The 25,774-nt window shown below is 35.8% G+C and carries 19 protein-coding genes; 17 read left to right on the top strand and 2 right to left on the bottom strand.

The window, feature by feature from the left end; genetic code table 11:
• Positions 1-29: 29 nt before the first annotated feature.
• Positions 30-3,233, bottom strand: a complete 3,204-nt coding sequence (locus tag C1A40_RS13460) for a cytochrome c biogenesis protein (RefSeq protein WP_102996343.1) — start codon at positions 3,231-3,233, stop codon at positions 30-32.
• Between the two features lie 555 nt (positions 3,234-3,788).
• Here C1A40_RS13460 and C1A40_RS13450 point away from each other — a divergent pair.
• From C1A40_RS13450 to C1A40_RS13435, 4 genes are all read left to right on the top strand, one after another.
• Positions 3,789-4,775: a hypothetical protein gene (locus tag C1A40_RS13450; RefSeq protein ID WP_102996341.1), complete on the top strand. Its 987-nt coding sequence runs from the start codon at positions 3,789-3,791 to the stop codon at positions 4,773-4,775.
• A 21-nt stretch (positions 4,776-4,796) separates the two neighbouring features.
• Positions 4,797-5,129, top strand: coding sequence for a hypothetical protein (locus C1A40_RS13445; protein ID WP_102996340.1), 333 nt, complete (start codon positions 4,797-4,799; stop codon positions 5,127-5,129).
• A gap of 1 nt (position 5,130) precedes the next feature.
• Positions 5,131-5,592, top strand: coding sequence for a hypothetical protein (locus C1A40_RS13440; protein ID WP_102996339.1), 462 nt, complete (start codon positions 5,131-5,133; stop codon positions 5,590-5,592).
• A gap of 144 nt (positions 5,593-5,736) precedes the next feature.
• On the top strand, positions 5,737-6,213 hold the full coding sequence (locus C1A40_RS13435; protein WP_158651367.1) for a hypothetical protein: 477 nt from the start codon (positions 5,737-5,739) through the stop codon (positions 6,211-6,213).
• A 73-nt stretch (positions 6,214-6,286) separates the two neighbouring features.
• Here C1A40_RS13435 and C1A40_RS13430 read toward each other — a convergent pair whose 3' ends face one another.
• Complete coding sequence (locus C1A40_RS13430) at positions 6,287-6,682, bottom strand: group III truncated hemoglobin (RefSeq protein ID WP_102996337.1); 396 nt, start codon at positions 6,680-6,682, stop codon at positions 6,287-6,289.
• 57 nt (positions 6,683-6,739) lie between these two features.
• On the opposite strand from C1A40_RS13430, the gene C1A40_RS13425 reads away from it, so the two are divergent.
• The 13 genes from C1A40_RS13425 (at position 6,740) to C1A40_RS13365 (ending at position 25,717) form a co-directional block, all read left to right on the top strand.
• Entirely contained in the window at positions 6,740-7,507 is a 768-nt protein-coding gene (locus C1A40_RS13425; protein WP_102996336.1) for a Rossmann-like and DUF2520 domain-containing protein, read from the top strand.
• Positions 7,488-8,018, top strand: coding sequence for a KdsC family phosphatase (locus C1A40_RS13420; RefSeq protein WP_102996335.1), 531 nt, complete (start codon positions 7,488-7,490; stop codon positions 8,016-8,018). Before C1A40_RS13425 ends, C1A40_RS13420 begins: the two co-directional genes overlap by 20 nt.
• Before the next feature lie 93 nt (positions 8,019-8,111).
• The gene (locus tag C1A40_RS13415; protein WP_338418053.1) at positions 8,112-9,050 is read left to right on the top strand and encodes a geranylgeranylglycerol-phosphate geranylgeranyltransferase; all 939 of its coding nucleotides are present in this window, start codon (positions 8,112-8,114) and stop codon (positions 9,048-9,050) included.
• On the top strand, positions 9,043-9,636 hold the full coding sequence (locus C1A40_RS13410) for a Maf-like protein (protein ID WP_102996333.1): 594 nt from the start codon (positions 9,043-9,045) through the stop codon (positions 9,634-9,636). The genes C1A40_RS13415 and C1A40_RS13410 overlap by 8 nt, the downstream gene beginning before the upstream one ends.
• A gap of 168 nt (positions 9,637-9,804) precedes the next feature.
• Positions 9,805-10,626, top strand: coding sequence for a septum formation inhibitor Maf (locus C1A40_RS13405; protein ID WP_241910422.1), 822 nt, complete (start codon positions 9,805-9,807; stop codon positions 10,624-10,626).
• Between the two features lie 50 nt (positions 10,627-10,676).
• Positions 10,677-11,228 (top strand): mechanosensitive ion channel domain-containing protein, encoded by a 552-nt coding sequence (locus C1A40_RS13400; protein WP_102996331.1) that lies wholly within the window; start codon positions 10,677-10,679, stop codon positions 11,226-11,228.
• Between the two features lie 79 nt (positions 11,229-11,307).
• Entirely contained in the window at positions 11,308-12,384 is a 1,077-nt protein-coding gene (corA, locus tag C1A40_RS13395) for a magnesium/cobalt transporter CorA (protein WP_102996330.1), read from the top strand.
• 287 nt (positions 12,385-12,671) lie between these two features.
• Positions 12,672-13,490, top strand: coding sequence for a hypothetical protein (locus tag C1A40_RS13390; protein ID WP_102996329.1), 819 nt, complete (start codon positions 12,672-12,674; stop codon positions 13,488-13,490).
• 146 nt (positions 13,491-13,636) lie between these two features.
• Positions 13,637-13,888 (top strand): hypothetical protein, encoded by a 252-nt coding sequence (locus C1A40_RS13385; protein WP_102996328.1) that lies wholly within the window; start codon positions 13,637-13,639, stop codon positions 13,886-13,888.
• A gap of 510 nt (positions 13,889-14,398) precedes the next feature.
• Positions 14,399-19,924: a pectate lyase family protein gene (locus C1A40_RS13380; protein ID WP_102996327.1), complete on the top strand. Its 5,526-nt coding sequence runs from the start codon at positions 14,399-14,401 to the stop codon at positions 19,922-19,924.
• 477 nt (positions 19,925-20,401) lie between these two features.
• On the top strand, positions 20,402-22,918 hold the full coding sequence (locus C1A40_RS13375; protein ID WP_102996326.1) for a PIG-L family deacetylase: 2,517 nt from the start codon (positions 20,402-20,404) through the stop codon (positions 22,916-22,918).
• A gap of 122 nt (positions 22,919-23,040) precedes the next feature.
• Positions 23,041-24,762: a sodium:solute symporter family protein gene (locus tag C1A40_RS13370; RefSeq protein WP_102996325.1), complete on the top strand. Its 1,722-nt coding sequence runs from the start codon at positions 23,041-23,043 to the stop codon at positions 24,760-24,762.
• Positions 24,731-25,717 (top strand): Gfo/Idh/MocA family protein, encoded by a 987-nt coding sequence (locus C1A40_RS13365; RefSeq protein WP_102996324.1) that lies wholly within the window; start codon positions 24,731-24,733, stop codon positions 25,715-25,717. Before C1A40_RS13370 ends, C1A40_RS13365 begins: the two co-directional genes overlap by 32 nt.
• Positions 25,718-25,774: the final 57 nt, after the last annotated feature.

Below are 25,774 nucleotides of genomic sequence, written 5' to 3'. Positions count from 1 at the left end.
GTCAAACTTTACATTAAGCTTATAAAAAATTACTTTTTATAGAATTTCGCATATCCGCGGTACGAGAAAAATCCTAAAATAGCAATTAGAACGCACGCCATTGCAATAAATTTTACACTCACTATTTGATCACCACTAGCATAACTGTGTAGACCAGCCAAGTAGAAATTCACCCCAAAATAGGTCATTAAAATACTTGCAAAAGCTACAATAGAAAGTAGATTATAAACCCAACGTCCACGTAAACCTGGCACCAAACGCATGTGAATTACAAAGGCGTAAATCATAATACTAATAAGCGCCCAAGTTTCTTTAGGATCCCAACCCCAATAGCGACCCCAGCTTTCGTTAGCCCACATACCTCCTAAAAAGTTTCCAATAGTAAGCATCACTAAACCAACAGTAAGTGCCATTTCGTTAATTACGGTAAGCTCCTTAATGTTTAAATCCATTTTAGTTTTATTGGTCTTATTCGTGAAAATCATTAAAAACAGCGATACAATACCTAAAATCATCCCTAAAGTAAAAGGGCCGTAACTCGCCACGATAACCGCCACATGAATCATTAACCAGTAACTATTTAATACAGGTTGTAGGTTCGCTATGGCAGGATCCATCCAGTTCCAATGTGCTATCATTAAAATCATGGACGTCACAAATGCCGTAGAAGCCAATGTTAAATCACTTTTTCTTCCAAAAATTAATCCGAATAACATCGTCGCCCAAGCCACATAAATCATCGATTCGTAAGCGTCACTCCAAGGTGCATGCCCCGAAATGTACCACCTTGTAATTAATCCTGCGGTATGTAAAACAAACAGTACTACAATGATATACTTAAATATAGTTACACCGGTGTTTACCCATTTGCGTTTATCGTTAAAAATCTGAACAATAAGTAACACAAACATGAAGGTTCCCGCATACATATACCAGCTAAATAGCTTTTTAAAGATATCGTATTTGTTATATAGAATTTCTGTTTTAATTTTTTTATCGCTTAGCATCACCTTGGCTCCATATCGCTCTTGCGTTTTCTTAAAGACCGTTAGCAGTTTATTCGCGTCATCAAAATTTCCTGTTTGCTTAGCTTCGTTAAGCTTAAACAAATAGGTTCTAAAGCCATTTTTTACAAAATTGCCATACAGAGAATCTTTAATCACCGAAATATCCTGAGCATAATCGTAAGTAGAAATCCATTTATTGTTTGAATCTTCAGGAATTGGGAAAATTTTTAAAGACATCCCTTCAATAGCATTATAGAGCAAACTAACACGTTGGTCGGTTTCTTTGAATTCCTTTTGAAATCCGTTAGGCACTTGTGCTTTATAGGCTTCTTCTAAAAACGGTGCTAACCTATACTCGCCTCTTTCGGTAAAGAAATCGGCTAAAGCCACGTACTTCGCATCTTTTGGCGCATTAATTAAATGTCTAATAGAATCGCCCTTTTTAGGCTTTAAGTAGATGATAGGCACATTATACCATAACATCGGACTCTCTTGAATGGATAAGAAAACTTGATTAGCATCAAAATTTTCATAAGTATCATGCTTACTCAACTTACGTAATAACTCTGATGCATAAGTATTTACAGGCATCATACGTCCGCTTAAATCCTGAATCACCAAGTGTCCAAATTTATCGGCGTGTTCTTTTGGGGTTATGTTTTTCTGAAGAATAGAATCGATTTGTTCCTTTGTAGGTTTTGAGTGATTATGACCGTCGTCTGGGCTATGCGCGCCATGATCATGGTTTTGAGCGATTCCCGACAAACTGAAGCCAAGCGCCAATACCGTTAACAGTTTAGCCTTTTTAGATTTTATTTTAACCAACTGTCTTCTCAAGTCTCCAAATCGAGAATGTTTGGTAAAAATGATGGCAAGCAAACCAAAATACAGCATGAAATAACCAATATAGGTTATTAAAGTTCCCCAATAATCATGGTTTACAGATAGAATAGTACCTTTTTCATCGGGATCAAAACTCGATTGGAAAAAGCGAAATCCGCGGTGATCTAAGATATTATTCATATAAATTTTATAATCAAAATCATCTTGAGTTTCATCAATAACGGTTACCTCACTAGAGAAGGCAGCGTATCCATTTTCTGTTCCTGGGTAGCGTTCGGCTTCAAAATCGTTTAATTTGATAGCAAAAGGCAATTCTAAAACCTTAGAACCATATTTCAAGGCAATATCTAAACCTCCAACTGAAATTTGTTTAAAGGTTCCGCTACTTCCTTTATTTCCAAGAACAGCAACGGTTTTTGACTCGCCATTAGAGGTTACACGTAGTTTAACACCATCGGTAGAACTATTTTTTAATAAGGCAGACCCTTCAACAACATCAAACACTCCTTTTACAACCGGTTTTGGAAATACCATTTGCATGTTTCCTATAACATAACGAGAACGTAAAATTAAAGACTGTAAGCTGTCTTTAACCAATTTACCTTGAGCCATAGTCGCCATGGTCATGTATTCCCCTTCAAATGGCGATTTAATAGTAAGCTCGTCATTTTCATAGGTGATATTAATCGCACCTTCGGTAGGTTTGTTTAAAGCCACTAAAACACCATGAACACTTTGAACCTCACCTACTTTAAGAAAATGATTATGAGGCCCATTGCTTCCTGCCTCTACCAATTTTAAGTATTCTTCACCGTTTTCATTCGGAATGATATCTTCTTCAGCACCAACAATAAATTTCTCTAAAGTGATATTTACAGGCTGCTGATTGTATTTGGTATCTATTTCAAAATGATTTTCCAAACGACCTGAAAAATCAACCTCACGCTCGATTGGCAGACGCTGTGGGATCCCATCAATTTCATAATCGCCATCAATAAAAGCTGTAATGTATGTTTTTTGAGATAGGAATGTGTTTTCGGTAGCACCCTCACGAATAGCCATCATCCCTTCATAACTAATATATCTGGTAATAAAAGCACCTAAAAGAATAAAAATAAAAGCCAAGTGCAGCATAAAAGTTGCCCATTTTTCCTTTTTGTACAAACGAAAACGAAATACATTTCCTAAAAAGTTAACAATAAAAAAGCCCATAATGGCTTCAAACCACCAAGCGTTATAAATTAGGTTTCTAGTGTAAGGCGTAGGTGATGTTTCTTGTCCGGCATCTAAAAAAGTCCCTACCGCCATGGAAGCTGCAAATACTATAAATAAAACGGCTGTAACTTTGGTAGAAAATAAAATGTTGGCGAGTTTTTTTTGCATAATGAATGGCCTATTTTGAGGTCGCGCAAATTTAAGAATTTAAGTTTGTTAGCCTTGTTAAAGTATGCAAAAAAAAGCTAAAATGTACCGCTATAACAATTTGCAACTTAACACACAAGCCTTTTCCCGTATGAAGGCACTGCATTTTATAATAATAAAACAAGCTTAAAAATTATTTTAGAAGCAAACAACATTTAATAAAGTAAGATAAAACAACAAAATATCTGTAATATTAACTTACATTTGAAGGAAATTAACAACAAACTACTATTTTAATGAATTATTACAAACTAACAACACTAGTTTTACTTGGTTTATTTGTATTTTCTTGCCAAAACCAAGATGACGAATTTAGCCAATCATCCGAAAAGTTTAATACCGACGGTATGTTGCAATTAGGAGCACAACTCCAAAACCCTTATGCTGTATCTATCATGAAAAAAGCATACGAAAACCTTAAAAAAAACGAATTTAGATGCAAAGTCCACTTTTAATGATATAGAAATCACACCAACACATTTATACATTAAATTTAAACCTAAAAACGAGGTCGAATTGGATATATTAAAAGTAGATTCTACATTAGTTTTATACGATTACCCGCTAGATTACAGTATTGCAGAAAACGGCAGTTATTACAAAGATCCTGAAACTGCTCCAGAGCAACCTACTTATCAATATTGTGCGGTTACCATAGATAAAAAACTTCCTAATGGAGTTGAATACGAAGTACTTGAAGAACTATTTATTCCTGACGAAGACAAGGATACAATTACCAAAACTGCCAAAGCGAATACTAAATTTATTTCGGAAGAAATTATAAATACTTTAGTAGATGAAGCGCTAAGAATTACCAATAACTTAAACAATAAAACCTCTAAATCAACTAATTTAGCAAAATCTAGTGCGAGTAAATGGCGCCCAGCAGGAACTATAAAGGTTTGGGATAATGTTGTTGGGGATTTTGTGCCTGTTGAAGGTGTTAAAGTACGCGCGCGTCGCTGGTTTACAACACATACCGGTATTGCAAGTGCATCGGGCAGATACTCATGCAATGGTAGGTTTAGGCGAGATGCAAATTACAGTATTGATTGGGAACGCTATGAATTTGCGCTCCAAGACGGTTGGCTTAATGGAGCAACCTATAACGGACCTAAAAAGCGAGGCGATTGGAATTTAAATTTAAATAGTGGCAAGCAAGAATATTATGCAACCATATTTAGTGCAGCTCATTTTTACTATTATGGTTCTAGAATGGGACTTAAATCGCCACCCACAAATGCTACTTTTAAAACAAAAATGAAAATAGCAGCAAGGTTGGAAAGGGATGAGTCTTCACACATACACCAACGCAGGTTTATATTGTCGGCGCCTATTTACATAAAAACTTACGGAAGAGAGAGTCAAGCTGTTTTTGGCACTACAATTCACGAGTTGGCACATGCAGCGCACTGGAATTTTGATAGAGACGCATACAACAACTTAGGTGCTGGAGGGTATGTTTTACAAAAAGATGGCGATAAAAGAACCCTAGAAACTTAGGCTACAACGGTAGAAATTGTATTGACAAACGACTGGTATAATCGAAAGTTAGGGCTATCGAAGTTTGAACACAACTTTAAAAACAGACAAGATTATCCTATAGCTTGGCAACCTTTCTATACCTCCTTAGGCTATGACTTAATAGATGATATTAATCAAAATACCGATATTTTTCATACATATGCAGACTACGGAGCTTATCCTCAAGATAGAGTAAGTGGCTACACCATAAAACAAATAGAAAATAGTATGAAAAATACAATTATCTGGGATATTTGGAAGGAAAATTTAAAAAAGCAAAACCCCAATAACCCAACAAATAAATATCTTGACGAACTTTTTAATAATTGGTAAAATGGAAAATTTAAAAATAAATATAACGTGGTGGAAAGTTTGTTTATTCCTGATAATAACAGTTTTTTCATGCACACCTGAAGCAGGAAAACCAACAACTTATACATATACACTGTTTAATGAAAGTGACGCTAACATAAAAATAATTGGTTTTTCAAAAGCTACTTCTACAAACGTAATTATATTAGAAAAGGGTAAGCAAATAACTCAAACTTATAAAGATGGTTTACCTCCAAGAGGCTATACATGGGAATATTTTTATGGTTCTAAAGACGGACAAGTAAATGCCGATTCAATAAAAGTAATTTTTAACGAGCGTAAATTTAAAGTTTGGAGCCGAAAAAATTACGACGACGAGAGAAATCCACTTTTTAAATTTAATGAAGATATAACCCAAGGCACTTTCACCTTCACGCAAGAAGATTACAACAACGCCCAAGATTGTAATGGAACTTGTAACTAAAAAGGACATAACTTCTACAGTAAACAACAATAATCCGTTTATCAACAAACAAAATTGGTAAACGGATTATTTAATACAGACCTAATATTAACCCGCCAACCAACATCAGCTAGCTTAACAAGCATATTAACAACTGAGAACTGTATGAGAAACATCAAATCAATAATGTTAAACACTTTATTTTCTTGCTCTTTACTTTTTTCTTGTACTACAGAATTAGCCCCTATAGATGTAACATATACAGTAGAGAATACAACAGATTTAGAAATTAACATCAGGTTTTACAATAAGCTAAACAAAAGCTTAGTATCCGAAACCTCAACTAATCTTGAATATAAAGGAGCACAACTATCTGAAACCATTTATGATATTCGCATAAAAGACAAGTCAAACGGGTTACCTACTTCTGCTTTTAAAGCAGATTCTGTGGTAATTATTTTTAACAAACAAAGGTTTTATACCTGTATTTATAATACTTCATTAAAAGAATTTCATCCCTCTACTAGTCGTAATATTTTCAATCATGATAATTATGATCATCTAGAAGGAGACCATTACTTTTTTAAAATTATTCAAGAAGATTACAACAAGGCCCAAGATTGTAATGGAAATTGTAAATAGCCTTAAGCCAGCAACAATCCAACAAGAAAATACGTGAACGAATTATTAACCAAACATCTTCTCTCTAACACAACTATACATTTTTTTGTCGTGCCTCAAATATTTTCATATACAAAAAAGTGCCCATTTTTCTAGCGCGGTGCTTGGCATTTTGGGCGTAATCGCCTTCAAAAAGCTCGTCAATAGTTTTAAACCATAGGTTAAGCCACAGTCCGAAATGACGCTCGTTTATAATATGATTATTTTCTTGATCTACTTTTATATGCGCCTCTAAAGGATTACCCAAATACTTGGTTTTTAGAAACAAACTGGCTTCCCAGAAATTGGTTAAATTTTCGATATGCGCAGGCCAATCTTTAATTAAATTATTAAAAAACGGACCTAATTCTGCATCGCTACGGATTTTATCATAGAAAGAGGAGACTAACAAAAACACGTCGTCTCTCGTTTTAATATCTTTTTTATCCATTACACAAAGATAGCACAATAGGTTTTTAAATAGGCTAATATTACCTATTTTAGCGGCATGATTTCAGTAGTAATTCTTGGCGCGGGAAACGTGGCCACACACTTATTTAAAGCGTTTAATAAAACGAACGAAGTTTCTGTAATACAATGGTATAACCGGACTCTAGACAAGCTAAAACCGTACAGTAAACAGGTTAATACCTGTGATAATCTAGATGATTTAGTTGATGCCGACCTATATATTCTAACGGTTAGCGATGATAGCATTGCCGAACTTTCTTCAAAATTACCTTTTGAGGACAAGTTGGTCGTGCATACTTCGGGAAGTGTTGGGGTTTACGATTTGGATAAAAAACACAAGCGTGGCGTGCTCTATCCTTTACAAACCTTTAGTAAGGATGCCGATGTCGATTTTGCCAATGTACCTATTTGCATTGAAACGATTGATAAAAAAAGTTATCCTTTGCTTAAAAAAGTAGCTGTAAGTTTAGGGTCTCCAACCAAACGGGTGAATAGCGATCAACGTCGCACCCTGCATTTAGCTGCCGTTTATGTAAATAATTTTACCAACCAGCTTTATCGCATTGCTCATGAAATTACGGAAAGTGAAGGCGCCGAATTCGACATGCTAAAACCTTTAATTCTGGAAACAGCTAAAAAAGTTCAAGACATGTCGCCTTATATGGCACAAACAGGCCCTGCCAAGCGCAACGATAAAAAAACGATTAATGCGCATTTAAAATTATTGGAAAAACAAGAGCACAAAGACATCTATAAGTTACTAACAAAATCAATTCAGAATACCCATGGAAGAAAAAAGCTATAAAGAATACCTAGAACATATTACCACATTTATTTTTGATGTTGATGGCGTTTTAACCGACGGATCGGTAACCGTAACCACAACTGGAGAAATGTTAAGAACTATGAATACGAAAGACGGCTACGCTTTGAGTACTGCCGCAGCGCAAGGTTTTAATATCTGTATTATTTCTGGTGGTAAAAATGAAGGTGTTAGAGTTCGATTAGAAAACCTAGGCATTAAAGACATTTACTTAGGTGCTAAAAATAAAATAGAACAGTTAGAGGATTATTTTAAAAAGAATAACATCAACGCTGAAAACGTCCTATACATGGGCGATGATATTCCGGATTATCCTGTGATGCAAATTATAGGCCTTCCTTGTTGTCCGCAAGACGCCGTACCTGAAATTAAAAACATTTCAAAATACATTTCACATAAAAAAGGTGGCGAAGGCGCTGTAAGAGATGTTATTGAACAAGTTCTGAAAATCCAGAGTAAATGGAGTGGGAATTTTTCAGCGCATCATCATTAATTTGGTGGTACGCGATTAACTTTATGCAGTATGCTATATGCCGTAAGCCGTACAAATAATCAATAATCAATAGTAAATAGTAAATCCACTCCCTTGCCCCCGATCAAAGCCTTTTTAAACCTCATTCGTTGGAAAAATCTGATTATGATTGTCTTAGTACAATTCCTAATCAAGTACGCGCTTTTAGAGCCTTTTGGTGTGGATACGGCATTGGATTTTGTAGGGATTTCAGTTTTGTCACTGGCTACCATTTGTATTGCTGCAGCTGGAAATATTATCAACGACATTAACGATATTGAAACCGATTTCGTTAATAAACCCGATAAGATTATTGTTGGTTCTGGCATTTCAGAAAAAGCAGCGTATAATCTTTTCATCACATTCAATATTATTGGTGTTGCTTCAGGGTTTTACTTGTCACACGCCGTAAACAAAGCGCCATTTTTCACCATTTTCGTGTTAATATCAGCCTTGCTTTATGTGTACTCTACAACCTTAAAACAAATGCCTTTAATTGGTAATTTGGTTATTTCAGTATTGGTTGGGTTAAGCTTAATTATTGTCGGTTTATTTGATTTATTACCTGTGATGACGCCACAAAATCGGGAGATACAACTCACCCTTTTTGAAGTCATATGGCATTATGCCTTATTTGCCTTCATGATCAATCTGCTTCGAGAAATCGCAAAAGACCTAGAAGATATTAACGGCGACTACAAAGCTGGCATGAACACATTACCCATTGCTATAGGAAGAGCCCGAACCCGAACCATTTTAATAATTTTGAGTATCATTCCGCTCCTTGCCGTTATTTATTATGTTATCAATACCTTATATAACATTCAAGTGGCAGTTCTTTATTTTTTAGCTGTGGTAGTCGCACCACTTATTTTCACCTTCATTAAAACCTGTTACGCCAAATCGAAGCAAGATTACCATCAACTTAGTAATCTCAATAAATTAGTCATGCTATTCGGGATGCTTTCCTTACTTTTATACAAGTTCGCAATTCTTAATTCAATTCATGATTAACGACGCTTTAAAAAACTTTCATATCATCTTGGCTTCTGGATCGCCACGCCGACAAGAATTCTTTAAGAATTTGGATTTAGATTTTGAAATTCGTTTAAAACCAATAAAAGAGGAATATCCGTCTAGGCTCACCCATTTTGAAATCAGTAATTATTTAGCCCAGCTAAAAGCCTTGCCGTTTAAAGATGAGCTGCAAGCCAAGGACATCCTTATTACCAGCGACACCATTGTTTGGCACAGCAACAAAGCCTTAGGTAAACCAGAAAATGCTGAAGAAGCCTTCCGTATTTTAAAATCCCTTAGCGATACGACACATGAAGTGATTACATCGGTGTGTTTTACAACCCCCACCTTCGAAAAAACCTTGCATAATATCACAAAAGTTACTTTTAAACCTTTAAGTGATGATGAAATTTCATACTACATTGAAAAATACCATCCTTTCGACAAAGCAGGTGCCTATGGCATTCAGGATTGGATCGGACAAATTGGTGTAACCAAAATAGAAGGCTCCTATTTTAATGTCATGGGACTACCTGTACATCTGGTTTATAAAACTTTAAACGCCATTGCAGAAGAAAAATAAGATTGTAACTTTAGGGGTAAAATCCTTGTTATGAAACTATTTACTTCTAAACCCTTTATAAAACAGAGTATCTTTGGGTTATGCGTTTTGATGCTATCCTGCAACCAAAACCCTTCCGCAGAACATAAATCTTCTAGTTCGAAAGTTAATGTAACTGAAACGAAATCCGTGAAAACGTCATCACCAAAAACCCCATTATCATCAGATTTTAAAAGCTATTGGTATGCCGGTGAAGCTGAAATATCTTCATATAAACTAGAACAAGCCCGTTACGGAGAAATTCGCCAAGGCACAGCCGTTTTAATTTATGTTACTGAAGATTTTCTACCCGACATACAAGTTAAAGCCGATCGTCGAAATGCTGAAACCATTCCTGTTTTAAAACTAAACGCTACAAAAAACTTCAACACAGGCATTTACCCATATAGCATCATGCAGAGTGTTTTCTATCCGGTTTCGAACAATCAACATGCTTTAAAACTCTCTACTTCGGTGCAAGAGTGGTGCGGACACATATACACACAATTAAATAACAAAACGGCGTTTGAAATCGCTTCCCACTCCTATTTTCAGGGCGAAGCCGATAAACATTTCAGTCTCAATAAATCTATTTTAGAAAACGAACTCTGGACACAGCTGCGTATCAATCCGAAATCCCTACCAACGGGCAACTTACAAATCATTCCAGCTTTTGAATTTATCAGACTAAAACACAAACCATTACAAGCATATGCTGCAACTGCAACTTTGGAAACCGATAGCTATACTGTACATTACCCAGAATTACAGCGCACTTTAAAAATTATGTTTAACCCTAAATTTCCATATGATATTTTAAGCTGGGAAGAAACCTTTAGCAGCGGATTTGGTAAACAAGCAAAAACCCTTACCACCAAGGCAAGCAAACTCAAAACCATCAAATCGCCCTATTGGAATTTAAATCATAATAAAGACGAAAAATTAAGAGAATCGTTGCATTTAGATTCTTAATTCATTTTTTTAGACTGTATCTTTGATTAACTAAAAACCACGAATTTTATATGTTTGTAAATTTCCATGAAACTTATCAAAACGAACTTATTGTATCGGCAATAGTCATTTTTTCATTACTAATTTTGAGGTACATCATCAACTTCACCATTACTAAAGTGGCTCGAAAAAATGGCATTAACGATGCTCGAATTCGCTTAATGAAACGTTATGTTACGGTCAATTTTTTATTGGTAGGTCTTTTAATCGAATCGCTAATTTTCGGAACGGAATTTAAAGAACTGGCGGTTGTATTTTCATCTATTTTTGCGGTTATAGGTATTGGTCTTTTTGCCATTTGGTCTATTCTTAGTAATATCACTTCGGGTATCATTATGTTTTTTAATTTTCCTTATAAAGTGGGTGACAAAATAGAAATTCATGATAAAGATTTCCCGATAACTGGTATTATTGAAGATATTAGAGCCTTTCAATTGCATTTACGACTGGATAACGGAAGCTTGGTAACTTACCCTAACAACCTTATGCTTCAAAAGGCAGTGTCACTAATTCAAAAAGACGCTATTGTTGACATTCATGAAGATGATAGTGATGCTGTTTAATTCATAGAGATTCATTAACTTGGTCGGGCAACGCAATCAACGCTAATTATATTTTTTAAAACAGGCTACCTTCTTTTCCATGGCAAAAAAAACGAGAACAAAGCATTCTAAAAAAAAATTAGGTCAAGCGCCTGGAAGTGCTATATACACAGGAGAACGAACCAAAGAAAAACTCTTTATTGAAGCCTTCGATTACAATACAACCCACTGTACTGTAAAAGAACTAAAATCGGTTGAAGAGAGTTACAACTTCAAAAACTCCGATTCGGTGACATGGGTGAACCTCAACGGATTAAACCACGTGAATGCGATTGAATCTCTAGGTAATCATTTTAATTTACACCCTTTAGTGGTTGAAGATATTGTTAGTATTTCCCAACGCCCTAAACTCGACGACTATGGCGAATACCTTTTTGTGGTGTTGAAAATGCTGTATTATAAAGATGATGATGAAGAAAACATCATTTCGGAACAAGTGAGTTTTGTTTTAGGCAAAAACTACGTACTCACTTTCCAAGAATCGGAAGGCGATGTTTTTGATGCCGTTAGAGCACGTATCATTGCTGGGCGCGGAAGAGCCAGATCACTAGGATCTGATTATTTATTATACATTTTAATTGATGCTATTGTAGACCATTACTTTAGCGTTATAGAACTCTTAGGAGATAAAGTTGAAGACTTTGAAAATGCTATTTTTTCAGGAAATGTTGATGATCAAACCAGTAAAAAAATTCGAGATTTAAAACACGAAATCCTTCGTATGCGCCGCTCTATTTTTCCGCTTCGAGAAATCCTTATCAAAATTGATAAAAATGAAAATCCGCTTATCGAGGAAAAAACGGTTACTTTTTTTAGAGATATCTACGACCATTTAATTCAAGTTTCCGAAAGTATAGACATCTATAGAGAAATGGCTTCCAGTTTAATGGATATGTATATGACCGCTATTAGTAACAAAATGAACGAAGTCATGAAAGTACTAACCATCATGGCCTCCATTTTTATTCCACTAACCTTTATTGCCGGTATTTACGGGATGAATTTCGAATATATGCCAGAATTAAAATATAAATATGGCTATGTTGTTGTTTGGGGTGTTATGATTGTCATGTTTTTAGGCATGCTGTATTACTTTAAGCGTAAAAAGTGGCTTTAATGTTGATTATTGATTATTGATTATTAATCTCTGCGGATTTCTAACAACGAGCTTGATGAATGGGCTATGAATATTGAAAGTTAGAAAGTAATAATTAATAGTGAAGAATGAAGAATTTAATTTGGAGGTAGAAGTAAATTATAAGACACTCTGTTAGCTATTTTATATAGCATAGTTGTACCAAAAAAATCAACCCAAAACTATCCGAATAATCCCATTAGCTAACGGCTGAATTTCAAAGACATATTTAGATCAAAATTTATCGTTAGTCAAGAAAAACACAGAAAATGACAAATCCGTTAAAAAAGGAAATTGATGACTTTTTGAATAAAATAGCTTTGTATGAATCCTTACATTATCAGACCAAAGTCCATTTGTCCAATACGATAAAACAAATTGAGAAAAAGAATGAATCAAATTCAGGTATTGAGCCTTTCATAGGAACTAAGTTGATTATTGGTGATTTAACAGGAAAAAGTGCTAACGGCTGGAAATTAAACTATCCTACTGAGTTTCAAATAGAAATTAAAGGTCAAGAAGAGATGATAAAAAGCATAGATACTTTAATTTCTCAAAATGGAATGACTTTTTTAGCAAATTGTTACGAAATATTGGAAAGTTTTTTATTCAATATAATTGGAGAATTCCTTAACGTATACCCTACATACCAAAAACATTTAAAAGTTAAAAAAGAACTCTTAACTGATCAAAAAGAATTTCTACGAAAATATTACAGATCAAAGAATAATACAGCGTTATTAAAACTATTACGCGAAATTAGTCCTAACTATAAAGAATCTGAGAATCTAAATAATACTGATATAAATTTGAATGATTGGTATTATGTAATTACAAATGTTAGACATTCAATTGTACATTCACTTCACTTATTAGATACAAAAAAGCTAAATTTTAGTAAAAATCAAATGTTCATTTATAAGACATTCTTTTCACACGAGGAAATTCAGGGTTCTTGGAAATTAATAATGACATATGAAGAAACAAAAAAACAAATAAATTTAATCGCAGAATTTGGGTTTATGATTTTCAAATCTTTATCTAATGAACAAAACGAAGACAGGAAAATCTTACACAATTTAAAATAAAAACCTTGGACAACACGGATATAATTTATTACTAGTTCTAGTCTACTCACAAAAATCCTTTCGGATTTTTTAATCGGTTTTTATTTAGTAAATTAGCTCATTAAATACGTTAGTCTTTATTAAGCATAACCCTTAAAAAAAAACATATGAGTAGTTTAAAAGATATAAAATCTGAAATTGAAAAATATGCAAAGGAGTCAAATCTCACTGAATTACAAATTATTGAGAAACTAAAAAAACACTACTTTAATAAAAAATTGAACGATAATTTAAAATTGTATAAAAAAGGGCAGAAAAAAGTAAGTGACATCACCAAAGACCTAAAAATATCGCCTCGAAAATTTTATGGCATTTTGAAAACTAAAAACATTGAATTTAAGAAATATAATAAAGAGTGAATTAAAAAATTAATTATTGACTATTTATTATTGATTATTAACCCTCGAGTTTAACTATACTCTAAGCTTGTCATACCGAGCTTGTCGAGGTGCCTTGGTAACTTTATAACCTTATAACTATATAATCTTATAACGCTTTAACTTTGACACTCTGATACATTGCTTCACTAGACGTTTTCCATAACTTCAGCTAAATGAACAGTCTAAAACGATTTCCTATTTAATATTGTTTACTAATCCAATACAACAAATCGACACACAATTATCCTACAAAAATGTTAATGACATAATTTTTCATACACTTTATCGATAAATTAACATGATTTAGTAACATATTTTAAGAAGTTATTAACATTATTTCGCAATTATTTGGAAAACAGAGGTGTAACATATACTTTAGGCAATGGATTACACGATTTACCAATGTAATCGATTACATTTTATAAATACATGAACGTGATGTCTTTAGAATTGTAAAACAACTAAACAATAACTATTAATTTAAGCAAAATGAAAAAAACAGTTTTCTCGTTAGCATTCCTCCTAGCATCCTTTCTAGCGATTGCTCAGTCGGTAACGATTAACGAAGCAAGCGGTTGGTTCGAAACAGCCACCGTAAAATGGACCCCAGTCTCTGGAGCCGATTCCTATAATGTGTATTATAGCGGACAAGGTATTAGTAACAAAAAAATTGACACACAACTCATTCGTGGGTACGGAAGCTACTACCGTGCCGACGTATTAGGTTTGAAAGCAGGACAGTACACTATTAAAGTTGCCCCTGTATTTAACGGATCTGAAGGATCTGGAGCAACAACAAGTAATATTACCGTAAAAGCCCACGACCGTACAGGATTTTCTTTTAGTAATGGCCGAGTTCCTGGAGCTTACAAAGCAGATGGAACACCAAAAGATAACGCGGTTATCTTATACTTAACTGAAAACACTAAAAATACTGTTAGCCTAGATGTTACAGGAGCTAGTTCTAACCCTTGTGTTGGTATACAAACTATTCTTGAAGGCTTTAAAAAAGGCAAAGACACACGCCCTTTAATTATTCGTCTTATCGGACAGGTAACTGATATGTCGTATATGCAAAATGGTGATATTGTTATTGAAAACAGTAATAATGCCTCGAGCTACATTACCCTAGAAGGCGTAGGCGATGATGCTACCGCTGACGGTTGGGGTATTCGTATTAAAAATGCAACAAACATTGAAGTAAGAAATATTGGTACCATGAACTGCGATAGCGGTGAAGGTGATAATATTGGTTTACAACAGAATAACCAATATGTTTGGGTACACAACTGTGATTTCTTCTATGGCGATGCTGGAGGAGACTCAGATCAAGCAAAAGGAGATGGCGCTTTAGATTGTAAAAAATCAACTTATGTTACTTTTTCTTATAACCACTTTTGGGATGCAGGAAAATCTAACCTTTTAGGTTTAAGCGAAAACACGACTGAAGGTTTGTACATTACTTACCACCACAACTGGTACGACCATTCTGATTCTCGTCATCCGCGTGTACGCTTTTATTCGGCACACGTTTACAACAACTACTACGATGGTGTTGCTAAATATGGTGTGGGTTCAACCAAGGGATCATCGGTTTTTGTAGAAGGAAACTATTTCCGTAACTGTAAATACCCTATGCTGACTTCTATGCAAGGGTCTGATGTTTATGATGAAAGTGAAGGTTCCAACGATTACTCGGATATGCCAACATTTTCTAAAGAAGATGGTGGTACCATTAAGGCTTACAACAATTACATGACTGGGCAAAAACGTTTTGTTGCCTATGGAGACTCTAATTATTCGGGATCTACAACCGATTTTGATGCTTATGTGGTTACAAGTAAAAGTCAAACCATTAGCAGCAGTGTAAAATCATCTTATGGTTCTAACACTTACAACAATTTCGACAATTCTTCTGCAATGTATAGTTATACTGCAGATTCGCCTCAAAACGCTAAAACTAACGTGACGACATATAGTGGCAGACAAGAAGGTGGTGATTTCAATTTCACTTTTAATAATTCTGTGGACGACACGTCTTACGATGTAAATAGTGCGCTTAAATCAGCATTAATAAACTACAATACAAAATTACAATATATTCAAGGTGAAGGTTCTGCACCAGTAATTCCTACCGATCCTACTATTTCACTAACAGCAACTTCGGGAGACGGATCTGTAACATTAAACTGGTCTACAGCTAACCTAACAGCTTCTGGTTTCACCGTGTATAGAAACACAAGCTCCAGCACAAGCGGAAGAACGAAATTAACCGATTTATCATCTAGCGCTACAAGCTACACCGATAATTCTGTAGATAACGGAACGACTTACTACTATTGGGTTCAAGCCAATGGTAATGTTGAATCAAATTCTCAATCGGCAACACCAAACGGTGACGACGAAATAATAACGCCACCGCCAGCTGGAGGTACTACCCACAATTTCACAACTTCTGGAACAAGTAGTAATGTATTTAGTATTTCTGGAAACCTTTCCGATTCTAAAGGAACGGTTAACTACGCCGGTTTAACCTTAACACAATGCTTAAAAATTGAGTCTAGTACAAGCATTTCTTTTAATACAGCTTCAAGTGGTTCTATAACCCTTGTTTTTAACGAAGGTTGGTCTGGAAGCATTAAAATTGATGGCAATAATGTTAATGTTTCAGGCGGCGAGTTAACGCAACAACTAAGTGCTGGTTCGCACACCATCACAAAAGGTGACACCGCAAATCTTTACTACATGATACTTAGCACGGGGGATGTTGTCAATCCGCCTCCAGGAGATCCTAGCGTATCTTTAAGTGCTTCTGTTTCTGGCACCAATGTGAACTTAAGTTGGACAGCTAGTAATATCACCGTTGACGCTCTTGAAATCTATAGAGATATCGACTCTAATCCTGCTGGTAGAACAAAAATTGTAACTTTAGCACCAGATGCTAGATTCTACAGCGATAATTCGGCTGCTGCCGAAACAACTTATTATTATTGGGTAAAAGTTAGTAACGATTATTCATCGAATGCTGCGCAAGTGACTACTCCAAAAGCAGACGAAGACCCTGATCCTGAAAACCCACCCACAGACCCTTCAGCCATTTACGTAGCCAATAACGGTTCTGCAAGTAACTCTGGAACTATAAACTCACCAAAAACGTTTGAATCTGCGCTTTCTAGCGTGTCTTCCGGAGGTACCATTTATGTAAAAGGAGGTAAATACAACTTCTCTTCTACCATTGTAATCACTAAAAACGGGTCTTCGAGCTCTAAAATTAAAGTATTCGGATACGACGGTATGCCTGTTCTTAGCTTTGCCGCTCAGTCGGAGTTATCTTCAAACCGTGGTATTGTTTTAGATGGTAACTACTGGCACTTTAAAGGTATTACTATTGAAGAAGCAGGTGACAACGGCATGCTACTTTCTGGAAACTACAACACGATTGAAAGTTGTATTTTTAGATCAAATCACGATACTGGTTTACAGTTAAGTAGATACAATACAAGTGCTACTTCTATTAGCGATTGGCCTTCACACAACTTAATTTTAAATTGTGAAGCTTACAACAACCGCGATTCTGATAATGAAGATGCCGATGGTTTTGCTGCTAAATTAACTTGTGGAGTTGGTAACACCTTCCGTGGATGTGTGGCCCACCACAATATTGACGATGGTTGGGATTTATACACTAAAAGTGATACCGGCCCTATTGGTGTGGTGACATTTGAAGATTGTATCGCCCACAGTAACGGTACGTTAACTACTGGTGGATCTTCCGGTGGTGGTGATAAAAACGGATTCAAACTAGGATCTAGTGCTCATAAAATAAATCATATTGTACGCCGCTGTATTGCCTTTAATAACGGTAAACACGGATTTACAGACAATGGAAATATTGGTACTATAGAATTTACAAACAATACATCCTATAATAACGGAGAATATAACATTCATACAAGAGATGGTGCAAGCCATGTTTGGAAAAACAACGTGTCATTTGGAAACTCACAAAACGATCGTATTCGTGGAAACTACTCGGCTCCTAACGCATTTATTAATGTAGATGGAAGCCTTTCGGTTAGTTCAAATGACTTTGTAACCACGAGCCCAGGTCCAAATGCCTATCCAACTTCTAACGGTTTCTTAAACCTAAAATCAAGCAGTAATTTAATTGATGCAGGTGTAACTACTTCAGGAATTGATTACAGCGGATCTCGACCAGATTTAGGTGCTGTAGAATACGGTTTAGTGATCGAACAACCTGAGGATCCCGTTGTTTCACTTAACGCTGTCGCTACTGAAACTGAAATTAACCTTAACTGGACTTTAGTTGAAGGAACCGCAATAAGCTACGAACTATACAGAGACACCGATGCCGACCCTGCTGGTAGAACTAAATTAGCAAATATCGCTTCTGTTGATATTACGAGTTACACCGACAATACAGCTACTGTAGGAACAACCTACTACTACTGGATAAAATCAAATGGCGCATTTAACTCTAATGCGGCATCTGCAACAATTTTTGCGCCAGATGCAGACCCTGTAGTTTCACTTAACGCCGTTGCTACTGAAACTGAAATTAACCTTAACTGGACTTTAGTTGAAGGAACCGCAACAAGCTACGAACTATACAGAGACACCGATGCCGATCCTGCTGGTAGAACTAAATTAGCAAATATCGCTTCTGTTGATATTACGAGTTACACCGACAATACAGCTACTGTAGGAACAACCTACTACTACTGGATAAAATCAAATGGTGCATTTAACTCTAATGCGGCATCAGCAACAATTTTTGCGCCAGATGCAGACCCTGTAGTTTCACTTAACGCCGTTGCTACTGAAACTGAAATTAACCTTAACTGGACTTTAGTTGAAGGAACCGCAACAAGCTACGAACTATACAGAGACACCGATGCCGATCCTGCTGGTAGAACTAAATTAGCAAATATCGCTTCTGTTGATATTACGAGTTACACCGACAATACAGCTACTGTAGGAACAACCTACTACTACTGGATAAAATCAAATGGCGCATTTAACTCTAATGCGGCTTCAGCAACGATTGCTGCTCCAAGCAACGCAATAAGCTTAACGGCTACTCCAGGAGAAACATCTATAAGTTTAAATTGGACCGCCAATTTTGCGCCAACAAGCATTGAACTATACAGAGATTTAGATTCCAATCCAAGTGGCAGAGTACGTATAGCAACTCTAGCTGTATCTGCTACAAGTTATGTAGATGCCACGGCAGATGCGAATACAGAATATTTCTATTGGATTAAAGCCAATGGCTCAATCAATTCCAACTATGCTTCTGCAACAATTGAAGGTTCAATTATAGAACCAACAGAGCCTACACGTATTGAAGTGACCGATGCTGGAACTATCGCTTACGACGGATCTATCAAATATTATGATGCAGCCGATTTTGATAATACCATAAACCTTTCAAACAGTGCTGGAAAACAAATTATCTGGAACTTTAACGCGCCTGTTTCTGGAAACTATACGGTAACACTTAGATATACCAGAAAGGCTACAATGAATCCTTCTGTAAATATCAGTTTTAATGGGAATTCACAAACATTATCACTTCCTGCTACTCAAAGTTCATCTTTTGCTAGAGCTAGCTTAGTCACTGCTTTAAACGCAGGTAACAACGAAATCGTGTTAACCTCTAACGCTGATGGAGAAAGTGCTGATATCGATTGGATTGAATTCGAATTAATTGCTGGTTCAGCTAAAGAAGCCGCTGATAAAGTTACCGATGAAGATAGCGCCTTTGCTGTATCGGTATTCCCGAATCCAGCTTCAGATTTTATCATGGTTAAACTATCTGGAAGTCAAACGTCAAAAATTGAAATCTATAACACTTTAGGCCAATTTGTGTATTCAAATACACAAGCTTTTGGAGTTGAAAAAATTGATTTAAGAGGTTTACAATCTGGAATGTACTTACTTAAAGTATCTAACGGAAGTACCGAAACTTTAAAACGTTTCATTAAAAGGTAATAAGTCTTTTTAAATTAAGTTTTATTCATATTATAATCACGGTTAGTCCTTTTACTAGCCGTGATTTTTTTTTGAATACTATCTTAAAAACTTAAAGCAATTGATTATTTATAATTGTTTATTGATTAATAATCTTCTAATTCAACCATACTTTTAACTTGTCACACCGAGCTTGTCGAGGTGCTTTTGAAGCTTTGTAGCTTTTTTTTACTTACAAACTATACCCCACCTATTGGCTTCGCCATGTATCTTCGATAAAAACAATGTTTCCATCTCGATAGTCCTCAAGGGGATAAGAGCTCAGTTTCAAGTTCAACTTTTAGAAGTTGCTTCTCTGTAACTTTATTACTTTATAACAATATAACTTTGGAACTTTGGAACTTTGGAACTCCCCCAAACCAAACCGTTAAAGAAACACTAAAACCTTTTAACGCAGCATCAACTTTGGTATATTTGATTTTTTAGCTTATAACCAAAATGAATAAAAAACGCCTTTCTTTAGCCATAGCTTTACTAACGCTATTGATTACCTACGCACAAAAACCGATAAAAAGCTCATCTTCTGAAATTTACGAATCCATACAAAAACTCAACTTTTTAGGTTCTGTTTTATACGTTGCGGCACATCCAGACGACGAAAACACGCGTCTTATCGCCTACATGTCCAATCATATTAAAGCCAGAACAGCATACCTTTCTATAACGCGTGGTGATGGCGGTCAGAATTTAATAGGTTCGGATATTAGAGAATTACTTGGTGTTTTAAGAACTCAGGAATTGCTTGCTGCAAGACGTGTTGATGGCGGCGAACAACTATTTACAAGAGCCAACGATTTTGGCTACTCCAAACACCCTGATGAAACTTTTGAAATATGGGACAAAGACATGGTTTTAAGCGATGTCGTTTTAGCCATTAGAACATTTCAACCCGATATCATTATAAACCGTTTTGACCATAGAAGCCCTGGTACGACCCATGGGCACCATACAGGATCGGCCATGCTAAGTGTTGAAGCCTTTGAGATAGCTAACGATAAAACGGCTTTCCCAGAACAATTAGATAGAACCACCGCTTGGCAACCAAAACGCTTGTTTTTTAATACGAGCCATTGGTTTTATGGCGGACAAGACAAATTTGATGCCGCCGACAAAAGTGATATGATTAGTTTCGATATAGGTACTTTTTACCCACTTAAAGGCATGTCTAACAACGAAGTGGCTGCCATTGCTAGGAGTCAGCATTTATGTCAAGGGTTTGGTAATTTAACCCAGCGCGGCACTCAAAAAGAGTATGTTGAATTCCTGAAAGGTGATCCCTTAAAAGATAGTGACAACATTTTTGAAGGTATTGATACCACATGGAACCGTATTAAAGGCGGACAAGCCATTGGTGACATTTTATATGCTGTAGAAAACAACTTCAATTTTAAAAACCCTTCAGAGCATATTCCGCAATTGGTTAAAGCCTATCAACTGCTTCAAAAAGCAGATAATGAACATTGGAAAATTCAAAAATCTAAAGAGCTCATTCATATTATAGAAATGTGTGCCGGTTTGTATTTAGAAGCCTCGGCAGAAACCAATTGGGCGACACCTAGCGAAGCTGTAAAAATTAACATCGAAGTGCTTAACCGAAGTGACATACCGATGCTTTTACTCAGTTATGAAACTTCAGAAAAACTTAGTGTTTCAAAAAATATCGACTTAAAGAATAACATAAAATACAACTTCGAAGAGGTTTTAAATATTAAAGAAAATCAGCAACCCACAACACCCTACTGGCTCAACAAAAAAGGAAGCCTTGGCATGTATCACGTGGATAACAAAGATTTAATTGGCCTTCCAGAAACCCCTAGAGCCTATAACGTCAAGTTTAACTTACTCATCAATAATGTGCCTTTTAGTATTTCAAAAGACGTGATTCAGCGTTACTCCGAACCCGATAAAGGTGAATTGTATCGTCCGTTTGAAATCATCCCAGAAGCTTCAGCTAGTATTACCGAAAAAGTCATCATTTTTAATTCCAATGAGAAAAGAAATATCCAAGTCATTGTTAGAGCGGGACATGACAATTTAAAAGGTGCTGTAGAAATTGAACACCCAGAAGGTTGGCAAGTATTTCCTAAATCACAACCCGTATCTATTGTTCATAAAGGCGAAGAACAAAACTTTAATTTCACGATAACGCCGCCTAAAAATGGTAATGAAGGGTATATTAGCCCTATGGTTTTCGTTGGAAATCAAGCCTACAATAAAGAGCTTATAGAAATTGATTATAGCCACATTCCTAAACAAACCGTTTTACTACCTAATGAAACAAAAGTTGTGCGCTTGGATATTCAGAAAAAAGGAAAACATATCGCTTACATTCAAGGTGCCGGTGATGTGGTTCCTGAAAGTCTCGAACAAATTGGATACGAGGTTCAGTTTTTAACACCTGCTGAAATTTCTGCAGAAAGCTTAAGTCATTTTGATGCTGTAGTTGTTGGAATTCGAGCTTACAACACTTTAGATGACTTACAGTTTAAACAGCAAACACTTTTTGATTTTGTAGCTCAAGGCGGAAATATGATTGTACAATACAATACGAGTCACCGCTTAAAGGTAGACCACATCGCACCTTATAAACTGACTTTATCCAGAGACCGTGTTACCGATGAAAACGCTCAGGTTCGCTTTTTAAGTCCGAAACATCCCGTTTTAAATTACCCGAATAAAATCACTCAAAAAGATTTTGAAGGCTGGACGCAAGAACGCGGATTATATTTTCCCAATGGCTGGGCCAAAGAATTTACCCCTATTTTAGAAATCCACGATAAAAAGGAATCGGATAAAAAAGGAAGCTTACTGGTCGCTAAATATGGTAAAGGCTACTATATTTACACAGGACTCAGCTTTTTCAGAGAATTTCCATCAGGTGTTTCTGGAGCCTACCGTTTGTTCGCAAATATGATTTCATTAGGCAAAGAAGACCTTAATCAAACCGAAAAATAAACCAACTTATGAATAACGAAGAACCACCAAAACAAACTTGGCTAACCTTATATTCGGTTGTTTTAATAGTCAATGTGCTATATTTCATTGCGTTTTACTTCATCACAAAATCCTTTTAAAATATGCAAACTTTAAGTTGGATTGACTGGGCCGTACTATGCTCAACCCTAATTGCTATTGTAGCTTATGGAACTTGGCAAACAAGAGGCAGTAAAAACGTGACGGATTATCTTCGTGGCGGGAATACCTCTAAATGGTGGACCATTGGTTTATCGGTTATGGCAACTCAAGCCAGTGCGATTACTTTTTTATCAACACCAGGACAAGCCTTTAACGACGGCATGGGGTTCGTACAATTCTATTTTGGCTTACCTATTGCCATGGTGGTTATTTGTATGGTGTTTATTCCGCTTTATCATCGATTAAAAGTCTATACAGCTTATGAGTTTTTAGAAAATCGATTTGATTTAAAAACCAGAACCCTAGCTGCTATACTATTTTTAATACAACGAGGCTTGGCAGCCGGCATCACCATTTTTGCTCCTGCTATAATTTTATCGGTTGTTTTAGGATGGGATTTACTCACCCTAAACATCATCATTGGCTTATTGGTTATCGTTTATACCGTTTCTGGTGGAACGAGAGCAGTTAACGTTACTCAAAAACACCAAATGGTCGTTATTTTTATTGGTATGTTAGTGGCTTTTTTCTTGATCGTTGATAAACTACCACAAGACATCACTTTTACAAAAGCTTTAGAAATCGCTGGAGCTAGTGGTAAAATGGAAGTACTTGATTTTTCATTCGATCTGAATAACCGGTATACCTTTTGGAGCGGTATTATTGGTGGTACTTTTTTAATGCTCTCGTATTTTGGAACCGACCAAAGTCAGGTGCAACGCTACCTCTCAGGGAAATCGGTAAAAGAAATGCAATTGGGACTCATTTTTAACGGTATTTTAAAAATACCGATGCAGTTTTTTATCCTTCTTGTTGGCGTTATGGTTTTTGTGTTTTATCAATTTAACAGCTCCCCTATAAACTTCAACCCTACGGCAACCGCATTGGTTTTAAATTCGGAATATGCCGAAGACTTTAAAACACTGCAAAAAGAACAAGCACAAGTGTTTGATGAAAAACAAAAAATTATACAATCGTTTATCGCGACTCCAGATGATACGTCATCAAATTACATTACTATAGCCAATGAAGCTGAAGAAACCATTAGAAACGAAGCTAAAGTTTTAATCGATAAAGCTTCCCAAAGTCAAGGTGTAAAAGTTGAAAGCAACGATAAAGATTATGTGTTTATACATTTTATTTTGAACAACTTACCACGTGGATTAATTGGTTTGTTATTAGCCGTAATTTTAAGTGCAGCCATGAGTAGTACGGCCAGTGAATTAAACGCCTTAGGATCAACAACAACCATGGATTTATACAAACGTAATACAAGCGAAAAATCTGAAGAAGCTATGGTTAAAGCCTCAAAATGGTTCACCTTTGGTTGGGGATTAATCGCCATTGGTATTGCTTGTGTCGCGAACTTAGCTGAAAACCTTATTCAACTGGTAAACATTATTGGTTCTATATTTTATGGTAATGTATTGGGTATATTCTTACTAGCCTTTTTCTTCAAGTTTGTTAAAGGAAATGCGGTTTTTATAGGGGCCTTAATCACCCAAATAATTGTAATCGCTTTGTTTTTACTTAATCAATATGAATACATTAACCTTCCTTTTTTATGGTTAAATTTTGTAGGCTGCCTAATCGTTATTACCTTGGCATGTATCCTTCAATCCGTATTACCAAATGACAAAGCAACCAGAACAGAAAACCATTAACTGGGGCATTATTGGCCTTGGAAAAATCGCTAATAAATTTGCTACAGACCTACAAACTGTGTCTGGGGCAAAATTGTATGCTGTAGCCTCTAGAAGTTTAAAAAAGGCTAAAGATTTCGCCAAAAAGTACGATGCAACTAAAACCTACGATAGCTATGAGCAATTAGCAAAAGACGACAATATCGATGCGGTTTATATCGCAACACCACATGCTTTACACAAAGAAAACACCTTACTGTGTTTGGAATATGGTATGGCTGTACTCTGTGAAAAGCCATTCGCCATGAATGCCGAGGAAGTCGAAACCATGATTGCTGTAGCCCAATCTAAAAACGGGCTTTTAATGGAAGCACTTTGGACCTACTTCTTACCGCACTACCAGTTTGTTTTAGATGCCGTAAAAAACAACACTTATGGCAAGTTGCTTAAACTGGAAGCCGATTTCGGGTTTTATAGAGATTTTGATAACAGTTCGAGACTCTTCAACAAATCCTTAGGTGGTGGTAGTTTATTAGATATAGGCATCTACCCTATTTTCGCCGCTTTATCGACTTTAGGCCTTCCCGATAAAATTGAGGCTGATGCTACATATTTTAAAAACGGCGCAGACGCTTCTTGTGATATGACTTTTAAATATGAAGACGGTGCTATTGCAAAATTAAAAAGTTCGCTAATTGAAGATTTAAAAACAGAAGCTATTTTTAGCTTTGAAAAGGCCACAGTGAAGATAAACACCATGTTTCATCAACCTTCAACAATTACATTATACACAGAAAACAAAGAAAAGACCTTAGATTTTGATTACAAAACCATAGGCTACAATTACGAAACCATCCATTTTAACAATTTACTGCGGCAAGGAAAAACGGAAAGTGATATTATGACGTTCGCATTTAGCAAACAACTAATAAGCACTTTGGATGAAGTAAGAGCGCTTATAAATTTGAAGTACTAATACAATTTTTGCTTCCTAGCAAAATATTATTTTAATGAAACAAAAAGCAGAGTCTGA

Source organism: Tamlana carrageenivorans, assembly GCF_002893765.1.
Lineage (GTDB): Bacteria > Bacteroidota > Bacteroidia > Flavobacteriales > Flavobacteriaceae > Pseudotamlana > Pseudotamlana carrageenivorans.
This window is presented reverse-complemented; position numbering and strand designations above follow the sequence as displayed.